The 12311-nt window shown below is 62.2% G+C and carries 11 protein-coding genes and 2 pseudogenes; 4 read left to right on the top strand and 9 right to left on the bottom strand.

The genetic code is table 11. The features are described 5' to 3' along the window. Positions 1-92: 92 nt before the first annotated feature. Positions 93-749, top strand: a pseudogene (locus DSD19_RS22395) (DNA methyltransferase); the annotation flags it as partial. 1418 nt (positions 750-2167) lie between these two features. Then, complete coding sequence (locus DSD19_RS14115) at positions 2168-4963, top strand: BPTD_3080 family restriction endonuclease (RefSeq protein ID WP_113670048.1); 2796 nt, start codon at positions 2168-2170, stop codon at positions 4961-4963. Positions 4964-5360: 397 nt separating this feature from the next. On the opposite strand, the gene DSD19_RS14110 is transcribed toward DSD19_RS14115, so the two are convergent. From DSD19_RS14110 to DSD19_RS14080, 9 genes and pseudogenes are all read right to left on the bottom strand, one after another. After that, positions 5361-6449 carry a transglutaminase family protein gene (locus DSD19_RS14110; RefSeq protein ID WP_207802469.1) on the bottom strand — a complete coding sequence of 363 codons (1089 nt, stop codon included), beginning with the start codon at positions 6447-6449 and terminating at the stop codon, positions 5361-5363. 91 nt (positions 6450-6540) lie between these two features. After that, on the bottom strand, positions 6541-7074 hold the full coding sequence (locus tag DSD19_RS14105; RefSeq protein ID WP_113670047.1) for a hypothetical protein: 534 nt from the start codon (positions 7072-7074) through the stop codon (positions 6541-6543). A 77-nt stretch (positions 7075-7151) separates the two neighbouring features. Further along, positions 7152-7331 carry a hypothetical protein gene (locus DSD19_RS21505; protein WP_133260442.1) on the bottom strand — a complete coding sequence of 60 codons (180 nt, stop codon included), beginning with the start codon at positions 7329-7331 and terminating at the stop codon, positions 7152-7154. Between the two features lie 90 nt (positions 7332-7421). Further along, a pseudogene (locus DSD19_RS22770) lies at positions 7422-8227 on the bottom strand (transglutaminase family protein). Between the two features lie 34 nt (positions 8228-8261). Next, complete coding sequence (locus DSD19_RS21500) at positions 8262-9032, bottom strand: hypothetical protein (protein ID WP_133260441.1); 771 nt, start codon at positions 9030-9032, stop codon at positions 8262-8264. A gap of 212 nt (positions 9033-9244) precedes the next feature. Further along, positions 9245-9697: a hypothetical protein gene (locus DSD19_RS14095; RefSeq protein WP_243627992.1), complete on the bottom strand. Its 453-nt coding sequence runs from the start codon at positions 9695-9697 to the stop codon at positions 9245-9247. Between the two features lie 222 nt (positions 9698-9919). Beyond that, positions 9920-10372, bottom strand: a complete 453-nt coding sequence (locus DSD19_RS14090; protein ID WP_080616976.1) for a phosphate-starvation-inducible PsiE family protein — start codon at positions 10370-10372, stop codon at positions 9920-9922. Positions 10373-10442: 70 nt separating this feature from the next. Further along, positions 10443-10787 carry a hypothetical protein gene (locus DSD19_RS14085; protein ID WP_080616977.1) on the bottom strand — a complete coding sequence of 115 codons (345 nt, stop codon included), beginning with the start codon at positions 10785-10787 and terminating at the stop codon, positions 10443-10445. Next, entirely contained in the window at positions 10784-11074 is a 291-nt protein-coding gene (locus DSD19_RS14080; RefSeq protein ID WP_243627990.1) for a hypothetical protein, read from the bottom strand. The genes DSD19_RS14085 and DSD19_RS14080 overlap by 4 nt, the downstream gene beginning before the upstream one ends. A 302-nt stretch (positions 11075-11376) precedes the next feature. Between DSD19_RS14080 and DSD19_RS14075 the strand changes: the two genes are divergently transcribed. Beyond that, on the top strand, positions 11377-11802 hold the full coding sequence (locus DSD19_RS14075; RefSeq protein WP_113670045.1) for a hypothetical protein: 426 nt from the start codon (positions 11377-11379) through the stop codon (positions 11800-11802). Beyond that, positions 11799-12212 carry a hypothetical protein gene (locus DSD19_RS14070; protein WP_243627988.1) on the top strand — a complete coding sequence of 138 codons (414 nt, stop codon included), beginning with the start codon at positions 11799-11801 and terminating at the stop codon, positions 12210-12212. The genes DSD19_RS14075 and DSD19_RS14070 overlap by 4 nt, the downstream gene beginning before the upstream one ends. The last annotated feature ends 99 nt before the right edge of the window (positions 12213-12311 follow it).

The raw sequence follows: 12311 nt of genomic DNA, 5'->3' as shown, positions 1-12311 counted from the left end.
CATCACCCACCGTCAGTCCGGGAGCTTGAATCATTCAGCCGTAGCGGTTTCAAGCAGATCAATGGGTCCTGAGCCTAAACCTGTGCACCGATTTGCTTGATGAGATATTTGGCGCCAAAAACCGAGTTTCAATAATCACAGTTCAGAAGACCGGAGGTCAAGAAACGGAAAGGATTCCGAACGTTGCTGATTACATCCTTTGGTATGCGAAAGATATCGATAGCCTGAAGTATCGGCAAGTCTATCGCACGAAGGAAGTCGGTGTCGGCCATGGAAGCGGCCAGAGGTACGATCAAGTTGAGGTGCCTACCGGAAAAAGGATTGCCCTCAACGCGAAGCAAAAGCGAGGCGAGGAGGGTATCCCGGAAGGGCGCGTGTTTCGCCTTACCAGCCTAATCTCCAGCGGAGTGCGAGCGAACACCACCGGAGAGTGGGGATTCCAGGGAAAGGACTACGACTCCGGCGCCACATCGAACTGGAAAACCAGCTATCAAGGTTTGGACAGGCTTCGAAAAGCCAACCGAATTGGAGCGCGGACGTCGTCAATTGAGTACATCAGGTATATCGATGACTTCGCTGCCTATCCAATTTCGAATATTTGGTCCGATGTAGCCGGGGCCGGTGGGATCGTCTACGTCGTGCAAACGAGCGCTTCGATTATCGAGCGCTGCGTTTTGATGAGCACAGATCCCGGCGATCTGGTTCTCGATCCCACCTGCGGCTCTGGCACCACAGCCTTCGTCGCCGAGAAGTGGGGGCGGCGCTGGATCACCTGCGACACCTCTCGCGTGGCGATCACGCTGGCCAAGCAGCGGCTGATGACCGCCAGCTTCGACTACTACGCCCTGCGTTATCCGCATGAAGGACTGAAGGGCGGCTTCGACTACGAGACCGTGCCGCGGATCATGCTGAAGAGCATCGCCAACAACCCCGACATCGACACGATCCACGACGAGGACCACCCGAAGATCGCGGCGGCGCTGGCCGACCTGAACGCCGCGCTGACCGCCGCTCCGCCGAAGCCGCTCAAGCCCGCGCAGGGCGCGCGCAAGGGCAAGCCGGTGGACTTCGCCAAGGGCGACACCCTGCACGAATGGGAGGTGCCCTTCGACTGGCCCGACGACTGGCCCGAGGCCGCCCGCGCGTCGTTCGACGCCTTCCACACCGCCCGCCAGGCGATGCAGCGCCGCATGGACCAGTCCATCGCCGACCATGCCGAGCAGGAAACGCTCTACGACAAGCCGCGCATCGACCGCTCCAAGCTGCGCATCTGCGGGCCCTTTTCGGTCGAGGCGGTGCCCGCGCCGACCGTCCTGTCTCTGGACGAGAGCATGCCGCCACAGGAGGCCGACGAAACCGTCGCCCGCTCTGGCGAGACCTCCCGCCAGTCGCTGTGGCGAGACGAACTGCTCAAGACCGGCGTGCGCGGCAAGGGCGGCGCCATGCTCCGCTTCGCTGAGTTCGAGACTTTGCCGGGACTCAAATACATCCACGCCAGCGGATCGCTGGCCGAGACGGGCGAACGCGTCGTCGTCAGCTTCGGCCCCGAGCACGCGGCGCTGGAGCAGCGGCAGGTGGAACTGGCGCTGACAGAGGCCGAGACCCTGCGTCCGTCGCCCAAGTTCATTCTGTTCTGTGCCTTCACCTTCGACCCGGAGGCCGCAAAGGACATCGACGAGGTGAACTGGCCCGGGGTGACGCTGCTCAAGGCGCAGATGAACACCGATCTGCTGACCGAGGATCTGAAGAAAAAGCGCGCCTCGAACCAGTCCTTCTGGCTGATGGGCCAGCCGGACGTGGAGCTCCGCAAGCGCAACGACGGGCTGTGGGAGGTCGAGGTCAACGGTTTCGACTATTTCGATCCGAAGGCGGGCGACCTCGTCTCCGGCGGCAAGAAGCAAATCGCGATGTGGTCGCTGGACGTGGACTACGACAACCGCTCGCTGATGCCGCACCAGGTGTTCTTCCCCATGGCGGATGCCAAGGGCGGCTGGAACCGCCTTCGCAAGACGGGTCCGTGCGGAGCTGGACGAGGACCTGCTGGAGCAGTTCCACGGCACCGTCTCACTGCCTTTCGAAGCGGGCGAGAACCGGCGCATCGCGGTCAAGATCGTGGACGACCGCGGGATCGAGTCGCTCAAGATCATGCCGCTCGAGGGGTAGGCCCATGTCCCTCATCATCAACACGCCATTCGAGTGCCCCGCGCAGCACTGGGTCGAGGCCAAGGGCGGCAAACTGGAAATCAAGCCCGAACGCCGGCCGGCGAGCTACGAGGTCTTCGACGCGCGCAACAACACCAAGCGCACCGAGGTTCTGGACCTGGTGAACACGATCCGGGCGCGCGTGGACCAGTGGCGCGCGGACGGCTGGCCGGGCGTCACCATCGTCACCCGCAAGCTGCTGGAGCATTGGCACGACCGCGACGCACGGCAGTACCCGTTCTACTTCTGCCAGCTCGAGGCCATCGAGACGCTGATCTGGTGGGTCGAGGGCGCCGAGGCCTACAAGCAGGGCATCGCGATCCCAGGCGACGGCGGGACGTGGGAGCGGCTGTGCAACAAGATGGCCACGGGCGCGGGCAAGACCACGGTGATGGCGATGGTCATCACCTGGCAGGTGCTGAACGCACTCACCTATCCGAAGCGGAACAAGGACTTCAGCCGTGCCGTGTTCATCGTGGCGCCGGGGCTGACCGTGAAGGAGCGGCTGCAGGTGCTGATGCCCAGCGAGGGCAGCTACTACGACGAGTTCAACCTGTGCCCCTCCGAAGCGCTTCGCCAGAAGCTGAACCAGGCCGAGGTACTGATCGAGAACTGGCACACGCTCATGCCGCTGAAGGAAGCGGACCGCTCTGTGGTCAAGAAGGGGCGCGAGTCCGACGAGGCGTTCACGCGGCGGGTGCTTGGCAAGCTGGCGGCGCACAAGGACATCATCGTCATCAACGACGAGGCGCATCACGCCTATCGCAAGCCACCAGAGGTGAAGATCAGCAAGAAGGCGGCCGCGGAACAGGGCATCGATCTGGACGACGCGACGCGCTGGATCGAGGGGCTGGACCGCATCCACAAGACCCGGCGCATCCAGCGCTGTTTCGACCTCTCGGCCACACCCTTCGCCCCGACAGGGAAGAAGAGCACCGACACGGCGCTGTTCGACTGGATCGTCTCGGATTTCGGGCTGAACGACGCGATCGAGGCCGGGCTGGTGAAGACGCCGCGCGTGGTGGTTCGCGACGATGCTGTCCCGGACTCCAAGACGCTCCGGTCGAAGCTCTACCACATCTACCGCGATCCGTCCGTCTCCGAAGACCTGAACCGGGCGAAGGCGGAGCCGCACGAGGCCCTGCCGAAACTGGTCCAGGACGCCTACACGCTGCTCGGCGCGGACTGGCGGGAAACCCGGGCGCGTTGGCGGGAGGCCGGGCATCACTCACCGCCCGTCATGCTCACGGTCTGCAACCGCACGGAGACCGCGGCCCGCATCGAGAACTACTTCAACAAGGGCGATGCACACTGGCCTGAGCTGCACGCTCCAGACCGGACGCTTCGCGTCGACTCGAAGGTTCTCGAGAAGGCCGAGATCGGCGAGACCGCCTCATCCGACAAGGATTACGAGGCGCGCCTGAAGGAGATCATCGACGCAGCAGACCTGCCCGAAACCCGCCGCCAGCAGTTCCTCGCCCTGAAGAAGGAGGAACTGCTGCGCGAGATCGTGGACAACGTTGGGAAGAGGGGAGCCGCCGGTCAGGACCTTCAGAACGTCATATCGGTTGCGATGCTGTCTGAGGGGTGGGACGCCAAGAACGTCACCCACATCATGGGGCTCCGTGCCTTCACGTCCCAGCTGCTCTGCGAGCAGGTTGTCGGGCGCGGACTGCGCCGGGTGTCCTACGACACCGACGATAACGGCCTCTTCCTGCCCGAGTACGTCAACGTCTTCGGCGTGCCGCTCTCGATCTCGGAGACGGGCGAAGGCGGTGAGGCGCCGCCACCGCCGAAGCCCACCACGCAGATCGAAGTAGTGCCCGACCGCGCGCATCTGGAGCTTCGCTGGCCGAACGTGCTGCGCGTGGAGACTGTCGTCAAACCGGAGCTCGCCATCGACTGGAGCAAGGTCCAGCCGCTCGTGCTCGATCCCGCCAGCACACCGATCAGCGCCGAACTCGCCCCGGCGCTCGGCGGCGCGACGGACATGGGCAAGGTCACCGCGATCGACCTCGAGAAGCTACCGGATGGCTTCCGTCTGCAGCGCCTCGTATTCCAGGCTGCGCGGAAGGCGTTTGCAGAGCTGAGCCATGGGTTCACCGGCACCCACGAGTATCTGGCGGCTCAGCTGGTCAGGATCGTCGAGGCGTTCCTCAACTCGGACCGCCTCGACATCCCGTCGCTCTTTCACTCCGATCCGCTTCGGCGGCGTATCCTCATAGCGCTCAACATCGATCTCGTGGTCCAACATGTGCTGAGCAACGTGACTGAGCAGAACACGGAACGCCTGACGCCAGTGTTCGACGAGGAGAACCCGATCGGTGCAACCGGGTTGATGCGCACCTGGTACACGACCAAGCCGTGCTTCCCGACGACCAAATCGCACATCAGCCATCTGGTGGGAGATTCGGCTTGGGAAGGCCACGCGGCCAATGTCTTCGAGAAGCGCGAGGACGTTCTTGCCTACGCCAAGAACGATCACCTCGGTTTCCAGATCTACTACATGTGGGCGGGCTCCCGGCGGCGATATGTCCCGGATTTCCTCGTCCGCCTTGCTGGCGGTACGATCCTCGCGCTCGAGATCAAGGGCACCGACAGCCCTCAGAACAAGGCGAAGCGCGACGCTCTGAACGAGTGGGTGAAGGCGATCAATGCAGCAGGCGGTTTCGGGCGCTGGACTTGGGATGTCGCGTTCAAGCCGGGCGAGGTGCAGGACATCATCACGAAGAACGCGACCGTCGCCGAGCCAGCAGAATAGAGCTCGTGTTTCGGCCAAAGCGCGACAGAGTTGTTCGATCCCGGTTCCGTCTCGATAGTGCCACTGGCATCGAAGTGTTCAGGTCAGCCTAAGATTTTTCCCCTGCTTTTCTGAGGCTTACAGGCTCTACACCAAAATCGGGCAGTCGAGAGGTCCGGAGAATATCGGGGCTGAGAGACCGCTTCCGGGCCTCCCGGCGCAGGGGCCGGTGCTCAGCCCCTCCCGCATAACCTTCGAAAACAACGGAAAAATCCGGCCGCAGCCGGATCGGGAGAACGCTTTCGCAGGGGCAAGTGGCGGAGGGGATGGGCCTGACGTCCAACCTTCTCCGGTCATTAAAGCATTGTTATGGATAGGTTTAAACCATCAGGCGCAAGCCAGTCCCACCGAAACGCCACTAGACAAGCGCGATGTCCGCCCCGCCTCTTGGGGCCAGTAGCGAGTTTTCTTGTGCCGAAGCACTCTCCACTCTTACGAACACCTCCATCGAAAGCAAATCGACGTTCGTTCCGACAAAGTTGCCTGCCACCGGGGTCACCTGTGCGATGTTTCGGGCCACAGCGAGTGGTATCAGGTTCCGAGACCCGAAGCTTCGGTTCGTGGGATCGAAGGCAATCCATCCGGCACCGGGTACAAATATCTCGACCCAGGCATGGGTGGACCCGGAACCCGCAGACCCAAAAAGGCATTCTTCCGCATCTGACAGATAGCCGGATACGATGCGGGAACCGAGTCCAAGTGTGCGCGCGGCTTCGGCGAGCAGGACCGCAAGATCACGGCACGAGCCCCATCGCCGGTCGAGCGTCTCGATCGGTGCCTGGGTGCCTTCAGTGTCGCGGCTCTGGTAGGAAATCTGGGTGAACACACCATTGCTGATGTCCTTCAGCAAGGACAGCGTGTCGGTCGGGCGCGCCAAGACAAAGCCCTCGACCCACAGGGAAAGCCGACCGTCCGGGTCGGGATATTGCGGAACCGTCAACGCGCCCAGATCCGTCCATTCGTCGTCGGCGTAGACAAAGGGGTACTGCGCGGCCGAGGCGGCGATGGCAAAGACCGGCCATGCAGGCGCGGTGAGATCCACTGTGGCACGGCTCTCGATCACCAGATGATCCGTCACGCCGTCAAAGACGGCGGTGGCGACAGCGTTGCCGGCCACGTCATGCGCCCAGGTCACCGTCGCCGTCGGAGAAATGGAGAGGGCATGTGCAAGTAGTCGCAGTTCCCTTGTTTCTCGGGGACGTAGCATCAACCGATGGGGTCCAAGAGGGACCTTTTGACGGTATCTGTAGGTCGTGGTGTGAACGATCTCGAGGCAGGCCAAAATGATGTTCCAGTCAGGATTGAGGAAGACGGCGCGCGGCTGCGGGATCAGCGGCGGCGAGATGCGCCCGCGCTGACGGGCGCGGCGTTCCGCCAGGCATTCAACCCCTTGCAGCGTCGGCAAATCCGTTCTCCGAAGCCTTCGCTCCAGAACGAGGTTTCGCATCGCAGGCATCGGCGTTCTTGCGGAACATCACCTACGGCCCTTGGGGTCGCGATGTCCGGTACGTCACCCTCGGCGATGGCCTCGTCCGCCATCACGTTTTCCCCGCAGCCAGACGGGTGCGTAAGGACGGCGGCGAGTCCGGTCGTGAAGGCATGCCTTCGTTTTCGGCGGTCCGGATCGACTCTTCGTCCCGCGCTCCTCGGGCGGTCGTCTTCGAAGGCGGCGCAGCCAGGTTCGAATCGGATGTCCCAGACCCGGAATAGAGATGTCGCAGGTGCGCCTCGGAGACCCCGTCGGCCTTCATCACGAGCTGTACCATCGGATCAGCCAGCATTTCTTCAAGGAGAAAGTCGGACAACTCCCTGCCGGTCAGCTTGTCCCTGGCGCGTGCTTGGTCGAGGTCGGCAAGGGAAACAGTCAGAGTCCGTGCAAGTCCCGGATGAGATATCCGGGGATGAAGCTTCACAAGGACAGAGGCTTTCCAAGCTGCGGGATCCCGTTGATCAGGGGGCGAAGCCACCTCCGTTTCGATCTCGTACTCTCCCGCCGGGAGCGTCTCGTCAAAGCCCGGAACGGTGAAGGGCCTGGAAAAAACCGCAACGGTCTTGCTCGTCAGATCTTCCATTCGCGCGTTCCTTTCCCATGGTGCTGTGGGCGGTCCGCGCCCTTCACGGGAATGAGGCGCGTAATCGGTGTACACCCTCAAGATGTCTTGGATTTGGCGGGTTCATCCTTGCCAGAAGCCTTGGGCTCAGTCTCCTTGACAGCGGTCGTCGCTGTTTTCGCAGGCTTGCGCTTTAACGCAGCCGCAGCCCTGGCGGTCAGGTCCTTGAAGGACATGTCATCGATCCTTTGATTTTCCGACGCCAACTCCTCGTCCATTTCGGACCGGGATAATTAGCATCGGTACTGAACATATGGGGGCTGGCGACCCGAATTGCGATGGTGCATCGAAAAGGAAGTCAAGTTCAGTCAGGCCAATTCATCCGTCCAGACCTTGAATTCCATCAAAGTGTTCTGGCCGAATGTCTGGGTCAGAGGAACATCGGCAGCATCGCGACCGCGCGCGATCAGGATCCTCGCAAACCTCGGCTTGTTATTGCGCGGGTCGAACATGTGCCATTCTCCGGCAAGGAATACCTCCATCCAGGCAGCAAAATCCCCAGGCGGATGAGGCAGAGGCTCCCCGATGTCGCTCAGGTATCCGGTGCAGTAGCGGGCCGGAATGTTCATGTATCGGCACAGGGCGATGGCGAGATGGGCAAAGTCGCGGCAGACACCCTGCCCCTCGGCGAGGGTCTGCGACGCTGTGCGCGTCGCCTTTGCCTGCATATAGTCGAAGCGGACATGTCCATGCACGAAATCGCAGATCGCCTGGGCGCGTGACCATCCGGGGTCCGTGGTTTCAAAAGGCGCCACGCCTCCTCTGACAGAAGGTCGGTATCGCAATACCGGCTCCCCTGCAGAAACACGAGGGTCTCGAATGGCAGATCCTGAACCGCGTGCTGCCGTGCGCCGGGCATGGAAGGATCAGGCAGGCCCGTGTCGCGGAAGACGCCATCCGTCGACAGGCAGAAGTCGCCCGCCGGAGCCAGGACGCGCGTGCACCAGTTGCCGAAGCCATCCCGGTAGCTTTCGAGGGGCACGCTGGGCGAGGTCACGAGATAATCGGCACGCTCCAGATCGCCGAACCGCGAGTAGTGCACGTTCAGAAGCGCAATCAGCGGCGTCGGTTGAGGGAAGCTGTATCGGAGACGACACCCTATGCTGACGCGCATGCCGGACACGCGGCTGCGCATCGTTCTGTCACCCTCATCTTCCAAGGACGCACGCCCCGTCCGAAAGCTGGAAACCTCGATTGCAGCGCCACCAGTTGCCGGATCGGTCGAGATAGGCGTTCTCCGGCAGATCGATGGCGACGCAGGCGCCATTCAGCACCTCGTATCCGCGCTCGCAGCTCCAGCCCGGTCCATAGGATGCCTCGTACAGATAAGCATTCGATGGCACGACAACGGCGTCGCATCGGTCGTCGATTCTGACGAAGCCTCTCTCACAAGCCCAGGCGGCGCCGTAGTCTGCGTTGGTCAGATAAGCGTTCTCTGGCACGGCAATCGGCGAACATGTCCCTGCAACAGCCTCATAGCCACGATCACAGGTCCATCCGGCCCCCGAGTGATCGTCCGTCAGGTAGGCATGCTCGGGAAGAACGATGGGCACGCATGTCTCGTCCTCCTGCCGGAACCCGCGTTCGCATTGCCAATCGTAACCGGAAGACCGGAGGAAGGCATTGGCGGGCAGCGGGATGCGATTGCAGGATATCCCGTTTTCCTCTTCATACCCACGGTCGCACTCCCACCCCGTCCCGTAGGAGCGCCCGGTTGGATAGGCATGCTCGGGGATGTTGAGAGCCAGGCATTCAGCGGCCTCCACCCGGTAACCGAGGTCGCACACCCATCCGCCGCCATAGCTGCGCGGATGGGCGTTCTCCGGCATTGGGCCGGTGCCATCCTGCGCAAGCACGGGGAAGGCGAAGGAGGCGATCACACCGGCTATGACGGCCGTCCTCGCGATCAGCCTCGCCAAGGGATTTCTCGTCGCAACTTGCTCCCTGGCGGACCAGAGTCCGCCGGTTGCCTCATGAGTCCTCGATAGGCCAAGCGTGAGCGTTCCTGTCAGCCGTCGAGTGGGCGCGGCCGGTAGCGGGGAGACCCTGGAATTCGATCTCGTTGGCATGCCTTCGTTCTCGGTCACATGGATCGAAAAGTCCGTCGGGACTGTCGGGCGGGTGCTGCTGGTCATCGGAGGGACAGCTTGAGCAAGGCCGCAGCCGCAAGGGCATTTTCCTTCTGATGGTAGTCGCCGCGAAACTTGCCATCGACTTGCACCTCCCAGATGCCGTTTCTTTCGCGTACCTGAACCCCACCGCGCTGCGCCGGCCGGTTCATGGAAGAATCCTTTGCTCCTCTGCTTTTCGGCGGCACGGTTTTCACGTTGGTCATTTCCGGCTCCTTCGCGTCAAGCGCGCGAGCTTCTCCGAGAAGCATCACGGCGCGAATGAATTCTTCCGCGTACTCGTCGGTCCCACGGTGGTCGTGTTCGCGCTGCGTCAATTTCATCGGCTCTACGAACCGTTCTCGCAGGTGGTCGGCGAAACGCGGCTCGGTACGGGCCATGTAGGCGATCAGAGCCTGCAGAATCCGTTCATGGGCCAGCTCTCGCCTCATCGCGATCCAGGTCTTGCCATCCACCTACCAGTCAGGCGGACATCGGGTGCTGACGCAGGTTAAGGGAACGGAAATAAAGTGGGCGTGTCTTGCTCGGAAGCGGAAAGAAGCCGGCCTTGGCAGTCCAAGTGTCATTAAGGTGCCCCGGCCATGACTATGGCCGTCAGCCTTCATTGGAGAATAGGTGTTCATTACCAAAACCAGAGCCTACCCAAAGGAACTGCGCAGGACCTTGCCTGGGCGTAATCATGCTGCCTGCTTGCCGATCGCCCAGATGATTACGAGCGCGGACAATGACAGGAGGAGAATGGCGGCCGCCTCGATCAGTATGTTTTCCGGGGCCATTTCCTTGCCCTGCAGGACGACCAGCCGTCCGACCGCAGTGATCGCAATAAAAATTGGATACACGAACACAGAATTGCGTTTGGCGTAATACACCGCAACCATTCCGATCACTTCAAGATAGAGAAACATCAGCAGAATATCGGCCAGCAGGATTGTGCCAAGGCGATAGATGGCCACGATTTCGAAGGCGACGGCGAGGAGGGTCATGGCCACGATCACAACCAGCAACAGACGCTCGATGAAGTGGAACAGACCCAGGGCAAACAGCCTTTCGCCGCGCCCTGCCCCGTCGTCTTCCTTCAGGGGCACCGCCCTGTCGACCGCTGCCGCTCCCGCTTGATGCGCTCTATTCATGATGGCGGCCCTTGGCCACGAAGCTATCGGCCCACATCGACATGCGCGGGGAACGTCCTGCGCTCTGCCCTCACAGATCCAGTTCCTTCAGGCAGGCTTCCGCAATGTCTCGGTTGGGGGCATCGGTTCCCGGCATTGTCGCCCAGCCGGCCGTCATGAGCGCGTCGCGCCGCTGATAGGTCGAGGCGACCTTGATCGTTGCCATCTTTTCCGCCCGCGCCGGATCCGACCGCGCCATGTCGAGGCAAACCGGCACCATGGAGGCGACGACATCGTCTTGGGACATCGCCATCGCCCTCTCGTTTGCGGTTCCGCCGGTCACCCAGCCGCCCCACGTGAATCCGACGACACCGACGCAGACCGCGCCGATCAGCGCGCCATAAATGCCGGGTTTGAGCCATTCGGGAGTGTTCATGTTCTGTCCTCCTGCGGGGAAAGCGCCGCATCGCTGTAGCCCTTCTTGGCCTCGGTCGCGGTCTGATCCCGGCTCAGCGCCTCTTTCAGGTCGCTGTCGGAAATCGCCCGTAACTCTGTACGTCCCGCATGACCGCCCCTTCCGCGCACCTTCAGGTAGGTCGCCGTCCGGCGATACGCCTCGAAGCTGAGCCCCTGGAGAAGCTCTTCTTCGACAAGAACCTCGTAGTCGCCCGCGGGCAAATCTCCCGGGTGTCCCGGCAAGGTGAACCGGTTCGAAAATGTCACCGTCGATCTGGTCGACCGCATGTTCATCTCTGGTCTCCGCGATGTTGGCAGATCCGTCGCTCACCACGGGTGACGGCCCCTTGGAGTGCGGGACGGACCAGTCGAACGATAGCGTGCCTTGTACCTCGGGATCGTCCGACCGGCGCTGACGCATGTTAGCCCCGGGCGCAAAACCCGTTGCGGCCTTCCCTTGGGGGGCAGTCGCCAGCACTGACCTGTGCAAGGGCGGCGAGACCGACCTGCGCGTATCCTTTGGGAAACAGGGATGATCTGCGTTCCTGCAACTCTTGAAAGGATTGGCGATGGCCGCCCCCAATGTTCTCGACCCGCACCCGCCCGAGTTCGATCGGTTTCTCCATGCATCCGTCGGCGAGGACCGGAACGGCTTTGCCGTGACAGTGCTCTCCGCGCTTGCGCGGCTTGGCCTCGATCCATGGAAGGAAACAGCTGAACTGGTCACGCTGGGGCGCGACGCCGCGCGGGCGCGATTGGGGACACTGCTTGCTCGTTTTCGGGACGTTCCTGCGCTCGCCCGCGATCACGGCAGGATCGCACGAGACCTGAGCCAGCTGCTCCCCGAAGGACCGACGTCAGGTGCCCTGCAGCGCGCTGCCTCCAAAGTGGCCGGCGGCCGCCCGGGAACAAGCGGAGCGATCTGGGTGGTGCTGGCGATCGTCTTTGCTCTGTTTCAGATGTTCATGATTGGCGGGTCGGGGGCAGGCGAATGACCGTCTCAACCGCGACCGCAAGGACACCGCCCCATGCCGCACACAAGTCCGGCACGCTATCGCCGCGCGAACAGAGCGTTCTGTGGGACATGGAGGAGCACTTCTGGACCAGTGGCGCCGACAACGCGCGGGCAACGACTGCGACCAACGCCGTCATGGTCTTCCCCTATCCGCCCGGCATCCTCCAGGGTGACCAGATCTGGACCCACCTTCGTGAAAGGACTGGCTGGCGCTCCGTAGTCATGGCCGAACGGCGCGTAATGCGGTGTCATGACATCGCCATTCTCACCTATCGCGTCTCGTCGGAGAAGGCCGATGTGCCGATCTACAAGGCCCTCTGCGCCTCTACCTACCTCAACGATGACGACAGATGGCTGAGGATTTCCCACCATCAAACTGTTGTGACTTGAGAAGCGCAGAGGCATACGACCTGTGACCTGCCCCCCTTGGGTCCCTCGTTCATAACGAGAGTCTGCGGGTTTGAGATTGGTAGTCTGGGCAGTCTTTCT

Origin of the sequence: Rhodovulum sp. BSW8 (assembly GCF_003314725.1) — a bacterium.
Classification (GTDB): domain Bacteria; phylum Pseudomonadota; class Alphaproteobacteria; order Rhodobacterales; family Rhodobacteraceae; genus Rhodovulum; species Rhodovulum visakhapatnamense.
Note: the sequence above shows the minus strand (reverse complement) of the source record. Positions and strands in the feature narration are given on the sequence as shown.

Excerpts from the sequence above, each read along its gene's own strand:
- DSD19_RS14070 (WP_243627988.1), top strand. The coding sequence starts at position 11,799 with ATGACCGTCTCAACCGCGACCGCAAGGACACCGCCCCATGCCGCACAC.
- DSD19_RS14110 (WP_207802469.1), bottom strand. The coding sequence starts at position 6,449 with ATGCGAAACCTCGTTCTGGAGCGAAGGCTTCGGAGAACGGATTTGCCG.
- DSD19_RS14090 (WP_080616976.1), bottom strand. The coding sequence starts at position 10,372 with ATGAATAGAGCGCATCAAGCGGGAGCGGCAGCGGTCGACAGGGCGGTG.
- DSD19_RS21505 (WP_133260442.1), bottom strand. The coding sequence starts at position 7,331 with ATGGACGAGGAGTTGGCGTCGGAAAATCAAAGGATCGATGACATGTCC.
- DSD19_RS14075 (WP_113670045.1), top strand. The coding sequence starts at position 11,377 with ATGGCCGCCCCCAATGTTCTCGACCCGCACCCGCCCGAGTTCGATCGG.
- DSD19_RS14115 (WP_113670048.1), top strand. The coding sequence starts at position 2,168 with ATGTCCCTCATCATCAACACGCCATTCGAGTGCCCCGCGCAGCACTGG.
- DSD19_RS14085 (WP_080616977.1), bottom strand. The coding sequence starts at position 10,787 with ATGAACACTCCCGAATGGCTCAAACCCGGCATTTATGGCGCGCTGATC.
- DSD19_RS14105 (WP_113670047.1), bottom strand. The coding sequence starts at position 7,074 with ATGGAAGATCTGACGAGCAAGACCGTTGCGGTTTTTTCCAGGCCCTTC.